The 21,238-nt window shown below is 61.8% G+C and carries 20 protein-coding genes; 6 read left to right on the forward strand and 14 right to left on the reverse strand.

The window, feature by feature from the left end; genetic code table 11:
- Positions 1-25 precede the first annotated feature (25 nt).
- On the reverse strand, positions 26-670 hold the full coding sequence (locus tag E5X88_RS22610) for a hypothetical protein (RefSeq protein WP_292165264.1): 645 nt from the start codon (positions 668-670) through the stop codon (positions 26-28).
- 248 nt (positions 671-918) lie between these two features.
- Here E5X88_RS22610 and E5X88_RS22615 point away from each other — a divergent pair, with 248 nt between their 5' ends.
- Both E5X88_RS22615 and E5X88_RS22620 read left to right on the forward strand, forming a co-directional pair.
- On the forward strand, positions 919-2,598 hold the full coding sequence (locus E5X88_RS22615; protein ID WP_292165266.1) for an electron transfer flavoprotein-ubiquinone oxidoreductase: 1,680 nt from the start codon (positions 919-921) through the stop codon (positions 2,596-2,598).
- Positions 2,599-2,751: 153 nt separating this feature from the next.
- Entirely contained in the window at positions 2,752-3,357 is a 606-nt protein-coding gene (locus E5X88_RS22620; protein ID WP_292165268.1) for a DUF922 domain-containing protein, read from the forward strand.
- A 5-nt stretch (positions 3,358-3,362) separates the two neighbouring features.
- Here E5X88_RS22620 and E5X88_RS22625 read toward each other — a convergent pair whose 3' ends face one another.
- The 5 genes from E5X88_RS22625 to E5X88_RS22645 all read right to left on the reverse strand — a co-directional run bounded on the left by E5X88_RS22625 (position 3,363) and on the right by E5X88_RS22645 (position 7,104).
- Positions 3,363-4,424, reverse strand: coding sequence for an endonuclease/exonuclease/phosphatase family protein (locus tag E5X88_RS22625; RefSeq protein ID WP_292165270.1), 1,062 nt, complete (start codon positions 4,422-4,424; stop codon positions 3,363-3,365).
- Positions 4,425-4,530: 106 nt separating this feature from the next.
- Positions 4,531-5,991 carry an AMP nucleosidase gene (locus E5X88_RS22630; RefSeq protein ID WP_292165272.1) on the reverse strand — a complete coding sequence of 487 codons (1,461 nt, stop codon included), beginning with the start codon at positions 5,989-5,991 and terminating at the stop codon, positions 4,531-4,533.
- Positions 5,992-6,141: 150 nt separating this feature from the next.
- Positions 6,142-6,336 (reverse strand): hypothetical protein, encoded by a 195-nt coding sequence (locus E5X88_RS22635; RefSeq protein ID WP_292165274.1) that lies wholly within the window; start codon positions 6,334-6,336, stop codon positions 6,142-6,144.
- A 31-nt stretch (positions 6,337-6,367) separates the two neighbouring features.
- The gene (locus tag E5X88_RS22640; RefSeq protein WP_292165276.1) at positions 6,368-6,520 is read right to left on the reverse strand and encodes a hypothetical protein; all 153 of its coding nucleotides are present in this window, start codon (positions 6,518-6,520) and stop codon (positions 6,368-6,370) included.
- A 215-nt stretch (positions 6,521-6,735) separates the two neighbouring features.
- The gene (locus tag E5X88_RS22645) at positions 6,736-7,104 is read right to left on the reverse strand and encodes a DUF2147 domain-containing protein (protein ID WP_292165315.1); all 369 of its coding nucleotides are present in this window, start codon (positions 7,102-7,104) and stop codon (positions 6,736-6,738) included.
- Positions 7,105-7,572: 468 nt separating this feature from the next.
- Here E5X88_RS22645 and E5X88_RS22650 point away from each other — a divergent pair, with 468 nt between their 5' ends.
- Positions 7,573-7,839: a sel1 repeat family protein gene (locus tag E5X88_RS22650; RefSeq protein WP_027152750.1), complete on the forward strand. Its 267-nt coding sequence runs from the start codon at positions 7,573-7,575 to the stop codon at positions 7,837-7,839.
- Between the two features lie 451 nt (positions 7,840-8,290).
- The gene (locus E5X88_RS22655) at positions 8,291-9,412 is read left to right on the forward strand and encodes a branched-chain amino acid ABC transporter substrate-binding protein (protein WP_292165278.1); all 1,122 of its coding nucleotides are present in this window, start codon (positions 8,291-8,293) and stop codon (positions 9,410-9,412) included.
- Positions 9,413-9,533: 121 nt separating this feature from the next.
- On the opposite strand, the gene E5X88_RS22660 is transcribed toward E5X88_RS22655, so the two are convergent.
- The 6 genes from E5X88_RS22660 to E5X88_RS22685 all read right to left on the reverse strand — a co-directional run bounded on the left by E5X88_RS22660 (position 9,534) and on the right by E5X88_RS22685 (position 16,152).
- Positions 9,534-11,498, reverse strand: a complete 1,965-nt coding sequence (locus tag E5X88_RS22660; protein WP_292165280.1) for an acetyl/propionyl/methylcrotonyl-CoA carboxylase subunit alpha — start codon at positions 11,496-11,498, stop codon at positions 9,534-9,536.
- A gap of 85 nt (positions 11,499-11,583) precedes the next feature.
- A complete protein-coding gene (locus E5X88_RS22665) occupies positions 11,584-11,961 on the reverse strand; it encodes a hypothetical protein (RefSeq protein WP_292165282.1) in 378 nt (125 codons plus the stop codon).
- A 105-nt stretch (positions 11,962-12,066) separates the two neighbouring features.
- A complete protein-coding gene (locus tag E5X88_RS22670) occupies positions 12,067-12,609 on the reverse strand; it encodes an O-acetyl-ADP-ribose deacetylase (RefSeq protein ID WP_292165284.1) in 543 nt (180 codons plus the stop codon).
- Position 12,610: 1 nt separating this feature from the next.
- Positions 12,611-14,218 carry a carboxyl transferase domain-containing protein gene (locus E5X88_RS22675; protein WP_292165286.1) on the reverse strand — a complete coding sequence of 536 codons (1,608 nt, stop codon included), beginning with the start codon at positions 14,216-14,218 and terminating at the stop codon, positions 12,611-12,613.
- A gap of 1 nt (position 14,219) precedes the next feature.
- Positions 14,220-15,383, reverse strand: coding sequence for an isovaleryl-CoA dehydrogenase (locus tag E5X88_RS22680; RefSeq protein WP_292165288.1), 1,164 nt, complete (start codon positions 15,381-15,383; stop codon positions 14,220-14,222).
- Positions 15,384-15,489: 106 nt separating this feature from the next.
- A complete protein-coding gene (locus tag E5X88_RS22685; protein WP_292165290.1) occupies positions 15,490-16,152 on the reverse strand; it encodes a TetR/AcrR family transcriptional regulator in 663 nt (220 codons plus the stop codon).
- 150 nt (positions 16,153-16,302) lie between these two features.
- Between E5X88_RS22685 and E5X88_RS22690 the strand changes: the two genes are divergently transcribed.
- Positions 16,303-16,812: a MarR family winged helix-turn-helix transcriptional regulator gene (locus E5X88_RS22690; RefSeq protein WP_292165292.1), complete on the forward strand. Its 510-nt coding sequence runs from the start codon at positions 16,303-16,305 to the stop codon at positions 16,810-16,812.
- 36 nt (positions 16,813-16,848) lie between these two features.
- On the opposite strand, the gene E5X88_RS22695 is transcribed toward E5X88_RS22690, so the two are convergent.
- Positions 16,849-17,961: a pyridoxal phosphate-dependent aminotransferase gene (locus E5X88_RS22695; RefSeq protein WP_292165294.1), complete on the reverse strand. Its 1,113-nt coding sequence runs from the start codon at positions 17,959-17,961 to the stop codon at positions 16,849-16,851.
- A 119-nt stretch (positions 17,962-18,080) separates the two neighbouring features.
- Between E5X88_RS22695 and E5X88_RS22700 the strand changes: the two genes are divergently transcribed.
- A complete protein-coding gene (locus E5X88_RS22700) occupies positions 18,081-19,754 on the forward strand; it encodes a tetratricopeptide repeat-containing sulfotransferase family protein (RefSeq protein WP_292165295.1) in 1,674 nt (557 codons plus the stop codon).
- Positions 19,755-20,216: 462 nt separating this feature from the next.
- Here E5X88_RS22700 and E5X88_RS22705 read toward each other — a convergent pair.
- The coding region (locus tag E5X88_RS22705) for a porin (protein WP_292165297.1) at positions 20,217-21,238 on the reverse strand (1,022 nt) is incomplete at its 5' end.

Genomic DNA, 21,238 nt, shown 5'->3' on the forward strand with positions numbered 1-21,238 from the left:
CCGCGTCTTCCGTTCAGATCACGACCTAACCGGTCGGAATACGCGGATCCTGAACCAGATAAAACGTCCAGCGCGGCGTGTAGTCGGTGATCAGGAAAATGAAGTTCGCCGTCTTCAGTGGGTCGATCTTGCCGTTCCTGAACAGCAGCTGGTCATACGGTTCGAAATCGCGGTCGAAATCGGGAAAGCTGCTCGACCAGATATTATCAGGCTTCTTGTTGCGCTGGTCGAACGACAGGCCGTCGCCGAACACGCTCGGCTGGTCGAGCACCTCCTGGAGCTCGAACTGGAATTCGACCCAGGCCTGGCCGCTGTTGTTGAGCACGTCGATGCGCATATACATGAGGCCGTTGGCGAATTCCCCTGCCTTGCCGAAGGGCTGGATCGGCTTTGTCGTGCGGATGGTCAGCGTCACTGGCGTTGCCGAATTCAGTTCTTCGGTGATGACGAGCGGGTCGTCCTTGGTTCCGGTGCCAGAAGCGCCGGTGATGCGGAAGCCGCCGAGCTCGTCGGAAAAGGAATAGGCCCCGGCCGCCCAGGCTTTTTGTGGGTCGGCACTGGCGTCAATCGGCGCCAGCGGCGAAAAGACCAAAAGGAGCGCCCGGCAAGTCCGTCCGGGCGAGGAAAAAAAGCGCGTCAATGAAAAGCCGGTTGGCCCGTATATGCGCATGGCTCGAAGTATGGCCGATAAGCAAGCCGTCGAACAATTAAAAACGTGAGGGCGGCGGCTCTCCTCGGAATGGACCCGGCCCGCATCGATGTTCCGGAGGACTCCAAAACGCGATCTTGTAGTACGATGCGCGACTTTTTGACGAAATCGGCATTGTCACGTCAGCGCCGGTTTCGCGTCGCGAATTGATGCGCTATGCAGCGGATAAGCCAGCAAGATGCGTAAATGCGGCAGCCAGTGAGGGGTTGATGAGCGATATCGAACGCGAAAGCATGGAATTTGACGTGGTCATCGTCGGCGCCGGTCCGGCCGGCCTCGCCGCCGCGATCCGTCTCAAGCAGGTCAATCCCGAGCTTTCCGTCGTCGTGCTGGAAAAGGGCGGCGAAGTCGGCGCCCACATCCTGTCTGGCGCCGTCGTCGATCCGATCGGCATCGACCGGCTGTTGCCGGGCTGGCGTGACGAAGAGGGACATCCCTTCAAGACGCCGGTCACGGCAGACCATTTCCTGGTCCTCGGCCCCGCCGGTTCGTTCCGGTTGCCCAACATCCTGATGCCGCCGCTGATGAACAATCACGGCAATTACATCGTTTCGCTCGGCAATGTCTGCCGTTGGCTGGCGACCAAGGCCGAGGCGCTGGGCGTCGAGATCTATCCGGGCTTCGCCGCGGCCGGCCTGCTCTACAATGAGGCTGGCGCGGTCACCGGCGTTGTCACCGGCGATATGGGCGTCGAGAAGGATGGCACGCACGGCCCGGGCTTCGCGCCGGGCATGGCGCTGATGGGCAAATATGTGCTGATCGGCGAGGGCGCGCGCGGCTCGCTGGCCAAGCAGCTGATCGCCAAGTACAATCTTTCCGATGGTCGCGAGCCCGGCAAATACGGCATCGGCCTCAAGGAACTCTGGCAGGTCAAGCCGGAAAACCACAAGCCAGGCCTGGTCCAGCATTCTTTCGGCTGGCCGCTCGACATGAAGACCGGCGGCGGCTCCTTCCTCTATCATCTGGAGGACAACCAGGTGGCGGTCGGCTTCGTCGTCCACCTCAACTACAAGAACCCCTGGCTGTCGCCGTTCGACGAATTCCAGCGCTTCAAGACCCACCCGGCGATCAAAGGCACGTTCGAGGGCGCGAAGCGGCTGGGTTATGGCGCCCGTGCCATCACAGAGGGTGGCTGGCAGTCGGTGCCGAAACTGTCCTTCCCCGGTGGCGCGCTGATGGGTTGCGCTGCCGGCTTTGTCAACGTGCCGCGCATCAAGGGCTCGCACAATGCCGTGCTCTCCGGAATGCTGGCGGCCGAGCATGTCTGTGATGCGATTGCCGCCGGCCGCGCCAATGATGAACTGGCTTCCTACGAGGCCGCATGGCGGGCGACCGACATCGGCAAGGATTTGAAGAAGGTGCGCAACGTCAAGCCGCTGTGGTCGCGTTTCGGCACTATCGTCGGTGTCGGCATTGGTGGTCTCGACATGTGGCTGAACACGCTGTTCGGCTTCTCGCCCTTCGGCACGCTGAAGCACGGCAAGGCCGACTATGCGACGCTGGAACCGGCTGCCAAGCACAAGAAGATCGCCTATCCCAAGTCGGACGGCGTTCTGACTTTCGATCGCCTGTCCTCGGTGTTTCTGTCGAACACCAACCACGAGGAAAACGAGCCTGTCCATCTGCTGGTCGCGGATATGGATCTGCAGCAGCGTTCCGAACACGATGTCTATGCCGGACCCTCGACACGCTACTGCCCGGCCGGCGTCTACGAATGGGTCGACAAGGACGGCAACGCCGCCGCCGATCCTGCGGCGAAGGACGTGCGCTTCGTCATCAACGCGCAGAACTGCGTCCACTGCAAGACTTGCGACATCAAGGACCCGAACCGAAACATCACCTGGGTGCCGCCACAAGGTGGCGAAGGCCCAGTTTACCAGAACATGTAGTCTACCAAGACATGGTAGCCGCCGCGCCGGCCGTCTCGACCGTCGACCAAAATGAAAGCCGGAGAAGGCCCGCTATATTTGCGGCGTCTAAAAAACGTTGAAGTGGCGCGGCGCTTGTGGTTCCCTTTTCTCTCCTAACCCGGAGAGATGACCATGCGCCTGGCGGTTCTGACGTGCCTTGCGGCGATCGGCGCCTTGTGCGGCTTCGCACCGTCGGCATCGGCTGACACCAAGGTGCTGATCAAGACGCGGACCTACAACATATCAGGTACCACGGGCGCCGCCCTGATCGAGGCCATGGACCGCAATGGTCCGAAGAGGCACGGCTTCATGACGCATGCCATCGCGCTGACCGCCTACACCGTAAATTGGGACCTTGACATCAGCAGGGACGGTGGCGTCTGCCGACTGCAGCAGGCCAACGGAACACTCGATCTCACCTATACCTTACCCCACCTGGCCTCAGCCGCGACGCCGGCGCTTCAGAAACGCTGGAAGCGGTTTTTCGCGGGCGTTCGTGCCCACGAGCATAGCCACGGCCGCATCGCCAAGACAATGATGCGGGTCACCGAGAAATCGATTACGGGACTGGAGTTCGCCGACAACTGGTTTTGCAGCAAGACGCACCGCGAGGCGAGACGCCGGATCAAGGCTGTCTATGCCGAATACGAGGCGAAACAGAACGCCTTCGACGCGCGCGAGCATCGCGACGGCGGCCATGTCGAGCACCTCGTCGATGCCCTGTCGCGCAAGCAATAGGCCGCTTAGCTTCGCGTGTTGCCGTTCCGTGTCACGGATGCGGTCGCGGTTTCACGGTCGTCGACCGGCTTTTTCTCTTCCGGCCTCAGCGAGAATTCCACCATCACCGGAAGATGGTCGGAGCCTGTGTCTTCCAGCCTCGACACCGAATGGATGAGAACCGCGCCCTTGCTGAAAACCTGGTCGATCGGCAGTCCGGTGAAGCGCAGGAAATCCGGTAGCTTGTCGTAGAGCCACGTCGGCCCCGGCGAAGGCCCCACGGTCAGCTTGCCAAGATCTGCGACGCGCCGGACAGCGGCACTCCAGGGTACTGCATTGCAGTCACCTGCCATGATCGCGGTCTCGCCGAGCGAGGCGAACTCCTGCGACAATCCGCCGATCTGACGTGATTGGTTGCGCGGCCACGGCCAAGTGAGATGGACAGCGGCGACATCGACGCTGGTTTGGCCGAAGTCGACGGTCGCGATGGCCATCGCACCGCGGCCATCGCAGCGCGGTTGCGTGCCGGCGGCAAACGGCCGTCTGGACAGCAGCGCAACGCCGAACACGCCATTGGGGTAGGGGCAGAGGATCCGGTAGGGATAGTCGCTGGCGAGAAGGCCAAGCTTCGCCTCCCACATTTCGGACACCTCGTCGAGGGTGATCACGTCAGGCTGGGTCCGGCCGATCAGTGGCAGCACCTTTTCAGGCGTCGGATTGTCAAACCGCAGGTTCATTTGCAGCAGGTGGTAGATCTTCTGGTCACCAGGGTAGATCGCCGTCTGATCTCCGGGCTTGGCTTCGTAGGCTGCCTGGACTGGCCACAGGCGGGTTACCGGCAGGGCGTTCGACGTGGTAGCAAAGGCAGCTACAGCAAAGAGCAGCGCTGTGGCCGCCTGCAAGCGAAACGAGGTCGCGAGCAGCGGCAGCGCGCAAAGCGCCATCAGCACGGCAAGATGGACGCGAAAATGGGCGAAGGAATCGAAGGCCGGATGCAGCGTTCCGAAAAACCCGGCCACCAGCGGGACCGAGAAGACAAGCATTGCGACGAACGCCACCGAAGCCATCATGTTTCGAATTCGTGCCATCTGCTTTGCCTACCGGCAGAAATGCGGCCCAATCAAGATGACGAAATGCCCTGCCGCGCTCTTACCGTACTCCGGCCATGCTCCGGTCGATGAAGGTCGATTGGCGCTACTGGAACGCCGTCTCCGAAAAGCTCCTGAGCTTGCGCGAATGCAACCGCTCCATCGGCATCTCGGCCAGCTTCTCCATCGCCCTGATGCCGATCTTCAAGTGCTGCGCCACCTGCCGCTTGTAGAACTCGGTCGCCATGCCGGGCAACTTCAATTCGCCATGCAGAGGCTTGTCGGAGACGCAAAGCAGCGTGCCATAGGGCACGCGGAAACGGAAGCCATTGGCTGCGATCGTCGCCGATTCCATGTCGAGCGCGATCGCCCTTGACTGCGACAGCCGCTGCACCGGCCCGCGCTGGTCGCGCAGTTCCCAGTTGCGGTTGTCGATTGTGGCGACGGTGCCGGTGCGCATGATACGCTTGAGGTCGTAGCCGGAAAGGCCGGTGATTTCGGCGACCGCCTCCTGCAGCGCCACCTGGATTTCAGCCAGCGGCGGGATCGGCACCCAGACTGGAAGATCGTCGTCCAGAACATGGTCTTCCCGCACATAGGCATGCGCCAGCACATAGTCGCCGAGCGCCTGGGTGTTGCGCAGCCCGGCGCAATGGCCGAGCATCACCCACGCATGGGGCCTGAGCACCGCAATATGGTCGGTGATCGTCTTGGCATTGGAGGGGCCGACGCCGATATTGACCATGGTGATGCCGCCATGGTTCGGCTTCTTCAGATGATAGGCCGGCATCTGCGGCAGGCGCGGCGGCGCCACGCCACCGGCGGGCGCGCTTTGTCCAGCCTTGGTGACGACGTTTCCCGGCTCGATGAATTCGACGTATCCGCCGCCGCCATTCGCCATCAGCTCGTGCGCGCGGGCGACGAATTCATCGATGTAGAACTGGTAGTTGGTGAACAGCACGAAATTCTGGAAATGCTGGGGACTGGTCGCCGTGTAGTGAGACATCCGGTGCAGCGAGTAGTCGATGCGTTGCGCCGTGAACGCTGCCAGCGGCCTGGCTTCGCCCAACGCCACTTCGAACGTGCCGTTGGCGATCTGGTCGTCGGTGCCGTCGAGGTCCGGCACGTCGAACAGGTCACGGATCGGCCGCCTGATGCGTTCGGCTGCCGCGCCGTCGACATGGGAGCCTTCCAGGAATGCGAAATGCAGCGGGATGGGCGTCGTCGATTCCGAAACCGTGACCGGAACGCCGTGATTGCGCATGATCAGCTGAAGCTGTTCGATGAGATAGCGTTCGAACAGGGCAGGCTGGGTGACGGTGGTGGAGAAATGCCCAGGCGTCGGCATATGGCCGTAGGCCTGCCGCGAGTCGATCTGGGTGAACGAACTCGTGGTGACGCCAATCTCGGGATAGAAGGCTCGGTAGCGCTTGTTGTTGTCACTGCCTGCGGCGAGCGCCGTGAACGAATCGCGCAGGAATTTGGTGTTGCGATCGTAAAGGACCTGCAAGGCCGCGACGGCCTTTTCGGCATCGTTGAAACTCTGCCGGCCAAATGGCTCCGGCATCACGACCGATTCGATAGCCTGGGGGTAGATTCGCTTTTCCATGACCCAATATAGAGGCTTGGCCATGCGGTTGGGAGGGGTATGCCGGCCCGAACGCGGTCAAAAACGTCGTTTTTCTTATTGAATGGTTTCGATGAAGATCGATTGATCCTAACCGCGCTGCAGGCTGACCAGCAACACAAAGCCGACGCCGTTCTTCCTCAACGCTGGCGCTTCGATCGTCGAACCCGCATCAGCGCGCATCGTGGGTACGGCCAGAACCGGCGCGGCAAGAACCATCAGGATGAGCGTCGCCCGCGGCAAAAGCCGAAGGGTCCTGAGTGCGTTGGCGACGATGCGGTTCATGGTGTTTGCTTCTTTCTAGGTGTCTGTCGGTTCAGGGACGAAAATGGTTCAGGCAATCGAACCGGCAGGAATTGGCCTGGTCCCCGGAGCGGGCCGGGCGGCCGGCCTCGGCAACGAGGATGGCGAACAACATGCCGAACAGGCTCAGCAGCAGGCAGACGATGGTGAAGCGGCGGACGAGCATTGCGTGGTGTCTCCTTCAACACGCATGAGAATGCCCGAGCGCGACTGAACCGGCTCTGATGCCGGCGTTCATCTGCGGTTCAAATTCATTGACGGAGTTTTACGAGCGCCGGGCGCGCGTGAGCCGGCATGCCTGATCTATCGGCCGCAACAGCTGGCCAAACAAAAACGGAGCCCGCCAAGGCCCCCCGTCTTCATTCCGTCAGAATGCAACGATCAGAGCTTGTGCCAGATCTGGCTCTCGCAGAGAACGGCCAGGACGCATCCGGTCATTTTCAGCGAATTTCCGGCTAGGGTCCCGCTACCCGAATAAGTCTTTCCGTTCGACGGCTTGGTGATCGAGCCGACATATTTGCCGCCACCGCTCGCCTTCATGCTGCCGATCGATTTTCCGGCATATTGACCGGTCTTCAGCTTGATGCAGAATGAGCCGCCGCAGGCACTGATGGCTGCCGTGTCGCCGTTCTTGGTTTTCCAGTTGCCCTCGATCGGATCGGCCCAAGCCGTGCCGGCCATGATCAATGTTGCCGCGAGGGCGATGCTGATTTTGGTTGCCGCGAGGGCGATGCTGATTTTGCGAACCATGTTTTTCCTCCCTGTGGGCATCCGGTCGGATGTTCCGCCCCACCGTCTGCCCTTTACGCAAACGTAAGCTAATTCACCTCCCGGCAAAACAAAAGCGGTGCCGCTGCGGAAGACTTCAGGATTTTGACCGCCTGAAGCGGTCCCGTCGACCGGAAATGAAACGATCGCAACTCCGTCTTTGTCTCCCTTGGTTAGCGGAGTCTTGATCCGCGCCTCGCAAACTTTCGTCAAATTGAGCGCGAACCGGCGAAATTGCTGGCTTTGTATCCTTAACGAATTTCCGCGTTTACCTCTTGTTTTAGCTTTGTTTTCCTCAAATTAAGCACGCCATTTAACGACGGATTCAAGCCTCCGCGTCATTCTCGAAAGCATCGAAAGAGCGGCCACCCCAAGGGATATCAACGGATACCAAGGGACAGAAGGAGGCGGCTCTCGGGAGCCTGACAGGGGCTAGAACAGGGGATTGAAATGGCACGTTTTGAAATGCCTGAAGCCGGCTTCGGCGCCATGGGGGCAACCGCCCAGGCCGACATTCTTTTCGAACTGGGCATGATGTATGCGACCGGCCGCGATTGCGAGACCGATGTCGTCGCCGCCCACAAATGGTTCAACATTGCCGCGATCAAGGGCTCGGTCCGCGCCGCGGAACTGCGCTCGGAATTGTCGGCGGCCATGTCGAAGGTCGAGATCGCCAGGGCGCTGCGCGAAGCCCGCGAATGGATGACGATGCACTGAGTTCATGGGGCCTCTGAATTCATCAGGCACCGAGATCACCGACAGGGATGCTTCAGGTCAAGGCCGCGCAAGACGGCCGGACCGGCAAGAACAAGGCCGCGCAAGACGGTCGCACCAACAATGACAAGAACGCGGCAGGCCGGATACGGCCAAGCTGCGCGACGGACAGGGAAGGCGAGCGGTTTTCGGCGCGGGAGCGTTGGGGGCTGGTTCGACCGACAAAAGCCGCGACCGGCCGAAACAAGGCTGGCGCGGCTTTTGCGTTTTCAGACCATGATCCCAAAAAGTGGAACCGGTTTTTGGAAGAGATCATGGTCAAACAGAAACGTTGCAGGCCCAATCGAGTGCCGCCGATGCGCCTAGACAGGCCTGGCGAAGGGTGAAATTCTCCCGCCCACTCTGGAAGAGGCGCGACCGGGGCGGCCGCGCGAGAGTGGAGGAGTGTATCACCATGAAAAAGTTGGGTATTTTGAGCGCGGCCATCGTGGGCCTGATGATGAGTGCGCCGATTGCCTTCGCCGACGACATCACCTTTTCGGTGGTTGGACCGATGACCGGTCAGCTTGCCACCATCGGCGATCAGTTCAAGCAGGGCGCGCAAGCCGCCGCCGACGCGATCAACGCGGCCGGCGGTGTCGACGGCCGTCAGATCAAGCTCGACGTCCAGGATGACCAGTGCGACCCGAAACAGGCGGTTTCGGTCGCCAACCGCATCGTCGCCAACGGGGTCAAGTTCATCGATGGCCATGCCTGCTCGGGCTCGAGCATCCCGGCCTCCGCCGTCTACGCCGAAGCCGGCGCGCTGATGATGAGCCCGGCTTCGTCGAACCCGGTGCTGACCGACGCGGCGGCGAAGGCCGGTTGGCCGACGATCATGCGCCTCTATACGCGCGACGATGCGCAGGGCGCTTTCATCGGTCCATGGATCGCCAAGAAATATGCCGGCAAGAACGTCGTCATCATGCACGACAAGAGCGCCTATGGGCAGGGCGTAGCCGATGCCGTCAAGGCAACAATGAACCAGAACGGCCTCAACGAGATCCTCTACGAGGGCATCAACGCCGGTGAAAAGGACTACGCCGCGCTCGTCACCAAGCTGAAGGACCTGAAGGCTGACGTCGTCTATTTCGGCGGCTATCACCCCGAAGCCGGCCTCATCCTGCGCCAGTCGGCGGAACAGAACCTGAAGTATCAGCTGATCATGCCGGACTCGATTGCCACGCCGGAATTCTGGCAGGTTGCCGGTCCGGCCGGTGAAGGCACCATGTTCGTGTTCCCATCGGATCCGCAAGCGAAGCCGGAAGCCAAGGAAGCGATCGAAAAGATCAAGGCCGGCGGCTTCGTTCCCGAGGGCTTCACGCTCTTCTCCTATGCCGTGATCCAGACGTTTGCCGAGGGTATCAAGCGCGCCGGCAGCGACGATCCGGCCAAGGTTGCCGAAGCCTTGAAGAACGGCGAGCCGATCAGCACCGTCGTCGGCCAGGTCACCTTCGACGAGAAGGGCGACCTCAAGAACGCCAGCTACGACATCAACCAGTGGCATGACGGCAAATACGCGCCGATCCAGCCGTAACAACTTGCGGCGCCTGGCGACAATCGAAGATGGCTGGGGCAGACAGACCCGGCCATTTTCATTCTGTCATACGTTTTGGGGCAGGTGTTTCGACATCGCCTCGCGGATGAACGAACAGCGGTCATCCGTGGGTTTCCTCGGCAAAACGCACCAGCACCGTCCCGTCGGTGACCTGCGCGCCTTCTGTGGCGATCTCGGCGATCGTGCCGTCATGCGTGGCGGAAATCGTGTGCTCCATCTTCATCGCTTCCACAATCAACAGCGGCTGGCCCTTGATGACGGTCTCGCCTCTTGCCGCGCGCACCATCTTGACCAGACCCGGCATCGGCGCGCGCAGGCTGTCTGAACCGGCGGCGATTTCGTCGGCCCTCGCCAGCGGATCCGGCACCGCGAAGCTGTAGCCGACGGCGCCTTCGAACACAGTGACGTGGCCGAGCCAGCGGGCGAGGCGAGGGGCGGCGCGAAGATCAAACAGATTGGCGCTGTCGTAAGGTGCGTCCAGTGCCACTTGGAAGCGTCCGTCCGACCGCACCGACACAAGCGCGAGGATATCGTCTTCGCCGTAGCGCAACCGTATGCGCCGCGCCACGCTGTGGAAATGTGCATAGCCGGCAAGCGACGACCACGGGTCGTCGGTCGGCGCCCGCGCCCCGGCGCCGGAGGCCGCAAGCGCGGCTGCGGCGACGATCTCGCTGCTCGGCGGTGGGACTGCGATCAGCGCTTGCTGATGCCTGCCGATCAGACCGGTATCGACGTCGCCTGCCGAAAAATCCGCGTCAGCGGCAAGCGCAGCGAGAAAGGCGGTGTTGACGGTCGAGCCGGCGATCTCGGTCTGCGAAAGGGCTGTGCCCAGCGCTTCGAGCGCCGCGTGCCTGTCCTTACCATGCAGGACCAGCTTGGCGATCATCGGGTCGTAGAAGGGCGAGATGGCATCGCCGGCGCGCACGCCGGTCTCGACCCGCATGCTGGCGCCCTCGGGCGCGCTATCGGGAAATTTCAGGTGATGCAGCGTGCCCGTCGCCGGCAAGAAACCCTTCGCCGCGTCCTCGGCATAGATGCGCGCCTCGAAGGCGTGACCGGAGAGCGCAATTTCGCCCTGCGTCTTCGGCAGCTTTTCGCCGGAGGCCACCCTCAACTGCCATTCGACCAGGTCGATGCCGGTGACCATTTCGGTGACGGGGTGCTCGACCTGCAGGCGTGTGTTCATTTCCATGAACCAGAAGCGGTCGGCCTTCAGCCCTTGCGAGGCATCGACGATGAACTCGATCGTGCCGGCGCCGGAATAGTTGATCGCCTTGGCGGCCTTCACCGCCGCCTCCGTCATCGCCTTGCGCAAGGCCGGCGTCATGCCGGGGGCGGGGGCTTCCTCGATCACCTTCTGGTGGCGGCGCTGCGCCGAGCAGTCGCGTTCGTAGAGATGCACAACATTGCCGATACTGTCGCCGAACACCTGAACCTCGATGTGGCGCGGCTTGTCGATATATTTTTCGACCAGCACGCGGTCGTCGCCAAAGGCGGCCTTCGCCTCGCGCCGCGCCCCCGACAGTGCTTCGGAAAAGTCGTCGGGATGTTCGACGCGCCGCATGCCCTTGCCACCGCCACCGGCGCGCGCCTTGATCAGTACGGGATAGCCGATCTCGCGGGCCTTGGAGGCGAGCAGCACGATCTCCTGCGCCTCGCCGTGATAGCCCGGCACAACCGGCACGCCGGCCTTCTCCATCAGCCGCTTGGCCGCGTCCTTCAGCCCCATGGCACGGATCGAGGCGGCCGACGGGCCGATGAAGATGAGCCCCGCCGCCGTCACCTGGTCGACGAAATCAGGGTTTTCCGATAGAAAACCGTAGCCGGGATGGATGCCCTCGGCGCCGGTGGCCAAAGCCGCGGCGATGATCTTGTCGCCCCGCAGATAACTTTCGCCGACAGGCGAGGGACCGATATGAATCGCCTCGTCAGCCATCTCCAGATGCAAGGCGCGGGCATCGGCGTCGGAATAGACGGCGACTGTGCGCACACCCAATTTGCGTGCAGTGCGGATCACCCTGCAAGCGATCTCACCGCGATTGGCGATCAGGATCTTGGCGAACATGCAGCCTCCGCAGCCAGGGTTTGCGACGGACGACGTGGTTGTTTCTTCGCGCTCCCGCTATCCCGCCGGCCTGGCAGGCGCCCGTCTATTTCGAGGCGGCGATTCCGCAGCCCCCGCTTGCGGTCTTGACCTTGTACTTTTTGACACCGGCCTGACAGGACCGCAGGGCCAGATCTTCCGCGGCCTTCTTGGAGGGCGCGTTCAGCCGTGCGCTGCAAATGACGTACAAATCGGTCACGCGCGAATAGAAGGTCGTCGCATAGGCGGAATGCCCGCTGGCCACCAGATAGGCTTTGTAGGCTTTCGGGCAGTCTCCCGTCGAACCCGGCGGAAAATTGACGGCGAAACGGCTGTCGCCTTTGCTTCCCGCCAGCGATTCCGCCGTACCAACGCCAGGGGCCGCTAATATAAGCAGCCCCGCAAGTACAGACACAGTTGTTTTCTGAAAAAATTGCAGTCTCATCTTCACCCAATCCCCATTGGTATTTGCAAAAAGCAATAGCCACAATTTTTCCGTGTGGCCAGTTCAATGGTTGAAAATAAGTCTGAAAGGTGCGGACGGGATTTCTCATCGGTGCAGATCACGCTCCGCAAGGTCAGCAATTGCCTGCCGGTACAATTCCGCCATTTGCTGGTCGAAGCAGCAGAAAATGACGGTTTCCGGAGCCGCGTTCTGGCCGATGAAGGCACGCACGGTGCCAACGGCGATCTGCGTTGCATGGTCCTTTGGATAGCGATAGACGCCGGTCGAGATCGCCGGGAACGCCACCGTCCGGCAATCCTTGGCAACGGCGCATTCGAGCGATCGGCGATAGCAGGAGGCGAGCAGATCGGCTTCGCCTTTGCCGCCGCCTTGCCAGACCGGCCCGACCGTGTGGATGATGTAGCGTGCCGGCAGCCTGTAGCCCTTGGTGAGCTTTGCGTCGCCGACCTTGCAGCCATTCAGCATCCGGCATTCGAACTCCAACTCCGGGCCGGCGGCGCGGTGGATGGCGCCGTCGACGCCTCCGCCTCCCAAGAGCGACGTGTTGGCGGCGTTGACGATGGCATCGACCGCCAGCTTCGTGATGTCGCCAATGTGAAGGCGAATCTTCTGATCGATTTCGCTCATCTCACATCCTGAACACGCCGAACCGTGTCTCCTCGATCTCGGCGTTCAGCGCCGCGGACAGGCTGAGCGCCAGCACTTCGCGCGTCTTGGCCGGGTCGATGATGCCGTCATCCCAGAGCCGGGCGGAGGAATAGAGCGGGTGGCCCTCATGCTCGTATTTCATCAGAATCGGCTTCTTGAATTTCGCCTCCTCCTCCGCGCTCCATTCCCCGCCCTTGCGCTCGATGCCCTCGCGTTTGACCACGGCCAGCACGGTGGCCGCCTGCTCGCCGCCCATCACCGAAATGCGGGCATTCGGCCACATCCACAGGAAGCGGGGTGAATAGGCACGTCCGCACATGCCGTAATTGCCGGCGCCGAACGAACCGCCGATGATCATGGTTACCTTCGGCACGCGGGCCGTGGCGACCGCCATCACCAGCTTGGCGCCGTCCTTGGCGATGCCGCCCGCCTCGTATTTTCGCCCCACCATGAAGCCGGTGATGTTCTGCAGGAAGACCAGCGGAATCCCGCGCTGGCAGCACAATTCGATGAAGTGTGCGCCCTTCAGCGCGCTTTCGGAGAACAACACGCCGTTGTTGGCGATGATGCCGACCGGCATGCCGTTGAGATGGGCAAAGCCGGTGACCAGCGTGGTGCCGTAATTCTGCTTGAACTCGTCGAACTCGGAGCCGTCGACGATGCGGGCGATCACTTCGCGCACGTCATAGGGCTGGCGCAAATCGGTCGGCACGATGCCGTAGAGCTCATCCGCTGCATGAAACGGCGGAATCGGATCGCGAAGTGCCAGCCCGATCTGCTTCTTTCGATTCAGATTTTTGACGATGCGGCGCGCGATCGCCAGCGCATGCTCGTCGTCCAGCGCATAGTGGTCGGCAACGCCGGAAAGCCGCGTATGCACATCGGCGCCGCCCAGATCCTCCGCGCTGACATCCTCGCCCGTGGCGGCCTTCACCAGCGGCGGGCCGCCTAGGAAGATGGTTGCCTGGTTGCGCACCATGATCGTCTCGTCCGACATCGCCGGCACATAGGCGCCGCCCGCCGTGCACGAACCCATGACGCAGGCGATCTGCGGTATGCCGGCCGCCGACATGTTGGCCTGGTTGTAGAAGATGCGGCCGAAATGGTCGCGGTCGGGAAACACCTCGTCCTGGTTGGGCAGATTGGCGCCGCCGCTGTCGACCAGATAGACGCAAGGCAGCTTGTTCTGCAGCGCGATCTCCTGGGCGCGCAGATGTTTCTTCACCGTCATCGGATAATAGGTGCCGCCCTTCACCGTGGCGTCGTTGACGACGACCATGACTTCGGTGCCTTCGACGCGGCCGATCCCGGCGATGATGCCGGCCGACGAGATGTCTTCGCCATACATCGACCATGCGGCGAACTGGCCGATCTCCAGGAAGGGCGAACCGGTATCGAGCAACTGGGCGAGACGCTCGCGCGGCAAAAGCTTGCCGCGGGAGACGTGGCGCTCACGCGCTTCCTCCGATCCGCCGCGCTCGACGCTCGCCGCCTTCTCCGCAATGTCGGCGACCAGCGCCCGCATCCGCTCGGCATTGGCGCGGAAGGTGTCGGAGGCGGGGGAGATATTGGAGGTGAGGGTGGGCATGTCAGCGGCCCTCCGCCATGATCTCGCGCCCGATCAGCCAGCGGCGGATTTCGCTGGTGCCGGCGCCGATCTCGTAGAGCTTGGCGTCGCGCAAAAGCCGGCCGGTCGGATAGTCGTTGATGTAGCCGTTGCCGCCCAGAAGCTGGATGGCGTCGAGCGCCATCAGCGTCGCCTTCTCGGCGGCGAACAGCACGCAGCCGGCGGCGTCCTTGCGGGTCGTCTGGCCGCGGTCGCAGGCGGCGGCGACAGCATAGACATAGGCACGCGCGGCGCTCATCGTCGTATACATGTCGGCGAGCTTGCCTTGCACCAGCTGGAACTCGCCGATCGGCTGGCCGAACTGCTTGCGCTCGTGCACATAGGGGATCGCCACGTCGAGGCATGCCGCCATCAGCCCGATCGGGCCGCCGGCGAGCACGGCGCGCTCATAGTCGAGGCCCGACATCAGCACCTCGACGCCACGCCCTTCCTCGTGCAGCACATTGTCGAACGGCACCTCGACGTTCTCGAACACCAGCTCGCCAGTGTTCGAGCCGCGCATGCCGAGCTTGTCGAGCTTTTGCGCGACGGAAAACCCAGCAAAAGCCTTTTCGACGATGAAGGCGGTGATGCCGCGCGAATGCAGCTCCGGATCGGTCTTGGCGTAGACGACCAGCGTCTCGGCATCCGGGCCGTTGGTGATCCACATCTTGGTGCCGTTGAGCACATAGCGGTCGTTGCGCCTTTCGGCGCGCAACCTGAGTGACACGACGTCGGAGCCGGCGCCGGATTCCGACATCGCCAGCGCGCCGACCTTTTCGCCGGTGCAGAGCGCAGGCAGATATTTTTCCTTTTGCGCCGGCGTCGCCCAGCGATTGATCTGGTTGACGCAGAGGTTGGAATGGGCGCCGTAGGAGAGGCCGACCGAGGCCGAGGCGCGGGAAATCTCCTCCATCGCGACCACATGCGCGAGATAGCCCATGCCGGTGCCGCCGAAATCCGGATCGGCGGTGATGCCGAGCAGGCCAAGCGCGCCGAGTTCACGCCACAGTTGCGCCGGAAATTCATTGCTGCGGTCGATCTCGGCAGCGATCGGCGCGATCTTTTCCTGGGCGAAGCGCCGCACGAGGTCACGCAGCGCCTCGATGTCTTCATCAAGCCCGAAGTTGAGCGTGTGCGTGTACATGCCGTTTCCTCCCGCCGCATGATCCCGAACCAAAGGTTCGCGTCAGCGAATATCGAACTCGCTCTTTACTGCGCTGCCCCTCGGTCCGCTGGGATCATGCGCAAAATCAAAGTGCTACAGCCTCCTTTGAGCGTCCCAAGGGACGCGCGGCGCTGTAGCTCGTTGTCGCGCCATGGGCCTTTGCCCCAACGAGGCGCATTGTCATTGAAAGATATGTGGCGGTTACCTCGGAGATCGATAGCCGCTCGCCTGGCCGGAACCAGACGATGACGCCTGTCATCATCTGGATCAGCGCCATGGCGGTGAGGCCGGTATCGTCGACACTGAAGACCCCGGCTTCCGAACCGTCGCGCAGGATGGTGCGTAGTTCCTTTTCATAGGCCGTGCGCTGCTTGAGGATCTGCGACAGGCGGTCATGCGACAGGCTGCGCAGCTCCATGTTCGAGACATGGGTGGAATGGCGGCGCTTGATGTGGAAGGCGATGTGGTTTTCGACATAGGCGGCAAGCCGCGTCGCCGGATCGGCCGCGGCGGGGCGCGCCGCGTCCCACGCATCGATCAGTCCTTCCATGTGCCCGCGCATCAGCGTGAACAGGAGGTCTTCCTTGGTCGGAAAGTAGCGGTAGAGCGCGGCGGCCTGGACCCCGACCTCGGTGGCCAGTTGGCGCATCGACATCGCCTCGTAGCCGAGACGTGCGATCAGGTTGACCGCCGCCTCGCGGATCGCTGCCTCGGTCTTTTCTCCGTCGGAACCGGTCGTGCGCGCCATGATCACCTCGTCGAGAGATGATAATAAAACGAACGTTCAATTAATTCAAGTGTGGGCTGCACTTCACGGTAAGACTCTTGAATAGTTGACTAGGTCAAATAATGTAGCGATGATCCTGCGGCGTAGAAATCTCCTGGGAAGGAGCCTGACATGCCGGACGAGCGGAATGCCGTAGTCACCGAAATCCGCCACTTCAACAGGTTTTACACCAGTTTGATCGGGCTGCTCGACGAGACCTTGATGCAGAGCGCCTATACTCTGACCGAGGCGCGGGTGCTGTTCGAGCTGGGTCACCGGGCGGGCACCGTCGCTGCCAACCAGAGCGGGGAGGCAGGATTTCTTGCGCGGGCGTTCCATCTCGACCTCGGATTAACGGCGTCCAGGATTGCCAATGATCTCCGGCTGGACCCCGCCTATCTCACGCGGATCCTCAGAAAATTCGCAGCCATGGGCTTGACCGAACTGCGCGCCGACCCGCACAACCGATGTCGACGCATCCTGTCGCTGACCGCTCGGGGAAACTCGGAGCTGGCCACGCTTCAGGCGGCGGTGGATCGCGATCTCACCCGACTGACGGCCGGCCTGGCCGACAACGAAGCCACCGAGCTTTCTGACACCTTGAAACGAGTCATGCGCCTGCTCGGTGGGGAGGGCGAATAGCGGCAGTGCCGAAACGATAGCGTTCCTTCGCGCCCCTCAGTCCCCCCGTGCCGCCGCCAGCGCGCCAGGCAGCTCCTCAGTAAGGATGTCGAGCTCTTGGTCGAGGCCGACGCTGACCCTGATGCAGCGGTCGAGCACCGGCACCATCGGCTTGCGGATGAACACATCGCGCGCCAAAAGCGCCTGCAGCACCTTCAGCGCAAAGGCGCCGTTGCCGCCGCAGTCTATGGTGACGAAATTGGTTGCCGAGGGCAGCGGCTTCAGCCCATTAGCTTCGGCTATTTCAGCGATGCGCCGGCGGCCGGCCGCGACCCGCGCCACCACGCTTTGGAGATAGTCCTGATCGGCAAGCGCCTCGACGCCGGCGATCTGCGCCATGCGGCTGACGCCGTAATGGTTGCGGATCTTCTCGAAATCGCGGATCACCTGGGCCTCAGTCACCGCGTAGCCGCAACGTATGCCGGCCAGCCCATAGGCCTTCGAGAAGGTGCGCATGCGGATGACGTTTGGCCTGGAGATATCGATCGGCGGCAGCGCCGAGGCTGGGCCCAACTCGCCATAGGCCTCGTCGAGCACCAGCATGGTGGTCTCCGGCAGGGCTTCGATGAAGCGAATGAGCTCGGCCGCCTCCCACCAGCTTCCCATCGGATTGTCCGGGTTGGACAGATAGACCAGCGGCGCATTTTCCTTGGCGACTGCAGCCGACAGGCCGTCCAGGCTTTCCCGGTCGTTCTCGTAAGGAACCGCGACCAGCCGGCCGCCGACGCCGGCAACATGGAAATTGAAGGTCGGATATGCGCCGAGCGAGGTGACCACCGCGTCTCCAGGCGCCACATACATGCGCGCCACCAGGCTGAGCAACCCGTCTATGCCTTCGCCGACAACCACGTTTTCGGCGCTCACGCCGAGATGCGCGGCAACGGCCACCTTCAAATCGTGATTGTCGGGGTCGCAATACATCCACATGTCGCGGGCGATGCCGGCCATGCGGGCGATAACGCGCGGCGAAGGCCCGAAACTGCTCTCATTGGCACCGATACGGGCACGGAACGCGCGCCCACGGTCACGCTCCTGCGCCTCCGGGCCGACAAACGGCACCGTCGAAGGAAGCGCAACGATGATCGGCGTGAGGGGAGGGCGCTGGCGCATGGCAAAGGCTCGTTCGAATAGGAGCATCTTGCTAGCGCGGCACAGTTGGTCGCGCAAGCTCCCGCTTGGCTGCAACCAGCATGCTGGATTCCTTCGGCTCTTTTTGCTAGCGAGATGTCATGAACAATCGACTCCCGCCTGCCTGGTCAAAGCACCTCAAGCCCGGACCCGCGCCGAAAGCGAAGGTGCCGATACTGAAGCCGATCGTGAAGCAAGGAAACGCTCAATCGCGTGCGCAGGCCGACGACGCGCTGCTGAAACAGGCGTATATCCATCAGCAGGCAAAGCGCCTCGACGAGGCTCAGGACTTATGTCTTCGGGTTCTGGCGCGCACGCCAAACCATCCGCTCGCCCTGTACATCTTGGGGACCGTCTGCCTGGGCTATGACGACGAAGCGGCTTTGCGATATTTCGCACGGGCGGTCGGCGAGGAACCTGAAAATCCCTATTATCACCTAAGCTTGGGTGACGCCTATCTGAAGGTCAGCGAATATACGCCAGCAATCAAGCATATGCAGTACGCCTTGGAACTGCAGCCCGGCCTTGTCGAGGCACTTTGTGCACTGGGGCGCGCATACACCCAGTTTGACAAACCCGACATGGCATTGCCGCTTTACGAGAGGGCGCTGAAAATCAAGCGCGATCATCCCAAGGTGCGGACCGGGCTGGCGAGCGCGCTCAGCAGCCTGGGGCGCATGGATGAAGCCGCCGTCTATCTGAAGGAAGCAATCGAACGTCGCACCGAAATACCGACTGCCTACAACGACCTCGTGCAGACGAAAAAGTTCACCGAAGAGCCCGAGGAGCTCCAATCCATCCTTCGTGAACTCGGCAATCCCAAGCTTGATGCGGACGGTGCTCACAAGCTCCATCACGCTGCCGGCAAGGTGCTGAACGACCTCAGACGTTATGAGGATGCATTCGACCATTTCAACAAGGCGAAACTGGCTTCCGGCTACAAGTTCGATATCGACTTGCATCGTCGCTGGATCGACTCGCTGATTGAAACCTTCACGCCGGACTTTTTTGCTGCCAGGGCCGGCTATGGAAATCCTTCTGAAGTGCCTGTGTTCGTGGTTGGCATGCCCCGCTCGGGAACGACGCTCACGGAACAGATCTGCGCCAGCCATCCCGATGTTCATGGGGCAGGGGAGCTTGCCAAACTAAGGCGGGTCGCGAATGCGATCGGCCTCAAATCCTCATCGGCCGGAGATTTGAACCGGCCAATCAGGTCGATCACGGAAGACCTGTCCAGAACCTTGGCCGAGGAGCATCTGTCCTATTTACGGGAGCGGGCGCCTGCCGCGCTTCGCGTCGTGGACAAGATGCCACACAATTTTGAAATGATTGGCCTTATCGGCCTTCTCTTTCCCAACGCACGCATCATTCATTGCCGTCGTGACGCCATCGACAATTGCGTCTCTTGCTTTGTCCTCAACTTCAGCGAGGGACACAGCTACAACACCGACCTGAAAACACTAGGCCTGTATTATCGCGAATATGACCGCCTGATGCGGCATTGGAACGAGGTTTTTCCGGGCCTTATCTTCGAAAGTCGCTACGAAACGCTGGTCGAGGACCAGGAAGCGCAGTCGCGCCGCCTCATAGAGTATCTTGGGCTGCCTTGGGATGACGCCTGCCTGCGCTTTTTCGACAGGGACGGTTCGGTCAACACGCCCAGTCGCTGGCAGGTTCGTCAGCCGATTTACAAATCGTCCGTCAAGCGCTGGAAGAATTATGAAAACGAAATTCAGCCGCTGATACAGTCGCTGGGCGACCTCGCAGAGATTTGACTTGAGGTCGGCGGTCCACATTGCGTGGACCGCGAGATTCTAGATCGTATAGGCTTCCTGCCAACCGACCTTCAGCCGCCAAATCCCAGCATCTGCGATTAGCTGTGCCTTCGTCAGGGGGAAAGCGAACGCGAAAGCGGAGAGCAGCCCCTGGGATCCCTGTCGTGACGTTAGCCGGAATGCAGCGGCTGGAATAATAGCGCTCTGTAGCGATCCTTCGCGGCCCCCTCTGTCCTGCCGGACATCTCCCCCACAAGTGGGGAGATTGGCCGTCGTCGCTGCTTTCGCCAAATCTCCAACGTTGAAGAGAAGGTGCGGTCAGTGCAGCCGCCAATCTCCACGCTTGTGGGGGAGATGTCCGGCAGGACAGAGGGGCGCTGTCCCGCCTGCATCAAGGGTGGTCCTAGACACAAAAAACCCGGCGGTTGCCCGCCGGGTTCGAGTTCAGTCAGGCAAAGCCTGTTAGAATGAGCGCTGGAAGCGAAGGAGGCCGCCGAAGCTGTCTTCGTCGTCGGCATTGGTCCAGTTGGGTTCGAGGGGGTCGAACTCTCCGACGTGCACGTAGTCGACTTCGGCCGTGATCGTCAGGCCCGGAACGATGTCGTAGGCGATGTTGGCAGCGACGCCGAGATTTTCGCCTTCGTCATACGAGATCTGGGTGTTAAACGAGGTCTTCTCGTTGATGGTGTAGGTGCCACCGCCCCAGACTGCCCAGTTGCCTTCCCACAGCTTGTACATGCCGCGGCCGCCCGCGGGGATTGCCCAGGTGTCGTCCGTGTAGTTGTCGTCGGTGCCGTAGCCGGCCATGATGAACAGCGACAGGTTCTCCATCGGGGTGATGTCAAGGCGAACCTTGCCGGCCACCTCTTCGTAGGCGCTGTCATAGGCGATGACGCCGGTGATCGCGCCCCAGCCCTGCGTCCACTTCACGCCGCCGACGACATGCGGAACATAGCTGTCGATCGTGAAGGGGCCATAGCCTTCTTCGAGCGAAACCACGGCCGAGAAGCCGTTGCCGGCGTCGAAATAGTACTGGACGACATTGGTGTCGAAGCCACCGTAGGGGACCAGCGTATCCTGGATGACGTTGCCGGCGTAACCGATGAACGTATCGAAGGCCGATTCGTCCTTACCGACGCGCAGGCCGCCGAGCTGGATCCAGGCGAAGTTCAGCGAAATACCCTTGTTTTCGGCGACGTTGAGGTCGCCGTCGTCGTTTATGTAGCCGTAATTGTTGCGGTTGCCGAAGTTGAAGCGGGTCTCGGTGTAGGTCTTCAAGGTGCCGAGCTCGGTTTCCTGGCCGGTCCAGGTCTTAAACGTGAAGCGGGCCTGCTTGTAGAAGGTGTCCTGCTCGTCCCCGTCCTCGCGGTCGAAGGCCTTCGCACCATCGAACGAGCCGACGTCGCCGACGCCGATGTCGTAGCGGATGTAGCCGCCGATGCGCAGGCAGGTTTCGGTGCCGGGAATGTAGAAGTAGCCAGCGC

The sequence above is a fragment of the Mesorhizobium sp. genome (genome assembly GCF_004962245.1).
Classification (GTDB): domain Bacteria; phylum Pseudomonadota; class Alphaproteobacteria; order Rhizobiales; family Rhizobiaceae; genus Mesorhizobium.

Coding starts and splice junctions, on each gene's coding strand:
- E5X88_RS22680 (WP_292165288.1), bottom strand. CDS start 15,383: ATGTACACGCACACGCTCAACTTCGGGCTTGATGAAGACATCGAGGCG.
- E5X88_RS22620 (WP_292165268.1), top strand. CDS start 2,752: ATGCGCCTGGCGGTTCTGACGTGCCTTGCGGCGATCGGCGCCTTGTGC.
- E5X88_RS22610 (WP_292165264.1), bottom strand. CDS start 670: ATGCGCATATACGGGCCAACCGGCTTTTCATTGACGCGCTTTTTTTCC.
- E5X88_RS22685 (WP_292165290.1), bottom strand. CDS start 16,152: ATGGCGCGCACGACCGGTTCCGACGGAGAAAAGACCGAGGCAGCGATC.
- E5X88_RS22700 (WP_292165295.1), top strand. CDS start 18,081: ATGAACAATCGACTCCCGCCTGCCTGGTCAAAGCACCTCAAGCCCGGA.
- E5X88_RS22660 (WP_292165280.1), bottom strand. CDS start 11,498: ATGTTCGCCAAGATCCTGATCGCCAATCGCGGTGAGATCGCTTGCAGG.
- E5X88_RS22695 (WP_292165294.1), bottom strand. CDS start 17,961: ATGCGCCAGCGCCCTCCCCTCACGCCGATCATCGTTGCGCTTCCTTCG.
- E5X88_RS22630 (WP_292165272.1), bottom strand. CDS start 5,991: ATGCCGGAGCCATTTGGCCGGCAGAGTTTCAACGATGCCGAAAAGGCC.
- E5X88_RS22635 (WP_292165274.1), bottom strand. CDS start 6,336: ATGAACCGCATCGTCGCCAACGCACTCAGGACCCTTCGGCTTTTGCCG.
- E5X88_RS22655 (WP_292165278.1), top strand. CDS start 8,291: ATGAAAAAGTTGGGTATTTTGAGCGCGGCCATCGTGGGCCTGATGATG.
- E5X88_RS22615 (WP_292165266.1), top strand. CDS start 919: ATGAGCGATATCGAACGCGAAAGCATGGAATTTGACGTGGTCATCGTC.
- E5X88_RS22650 (WP_027152750.1), top strand. CDS start 7,573: ATGGCACGTTTTGAAATGCCTGAAGCCGGCTTCGGCGCCATGGGGGCA.
- E5X88_RS22670 (WP_292165284.1), bottom strand. CDS start 12,609: ATGAGCGAAATCGATCAGAAGATTCGCCTTCACATTGGCGACATCACG.
- E5X88_RS22675 (WP_292165286.1), bottom strand. CDS start 14,218: ATGCCCACCCTCACCTCCAATATCTCCCCCGCCTCCGACACCTTCCGC.
- E5X88_RS22645 (WP_292165315.1), bottom strand. CDS start 7,104: ATGGTTCGCAAAATCAGCATCGCCCTCGCGGCAACCAAAATCAGCATC.
- E5X88_RS22640 (WP_292165276.1), bottom strand. CDS start 6,520: ATGCTCGTCCGCCGCTTCACCATCGTCTGCCTGCTGCTGAGCCTGTTC.
- E5X88_RS22665 (WP_292165282.1), bottom strand. CDS start 11,961: ATGAGACTGCAATTTTTTCAGAAAACAACTGTGTCTGTACTTGCGGGG.
- E5X88_RS22625 (WP_292165270.1), bottom strand. CDS start 4,424: ATGGCACGAATTCGAAACATGATGGCTTCGGTGGCGTTCGTCGCAATG.
- E5X88_RS22690 (WP_292165292.1), top strand. CDS start 16,303: ATGCCGGACGAGCGGAATGCCGTAGTCACCGAAATCCGCCACTTCAAC.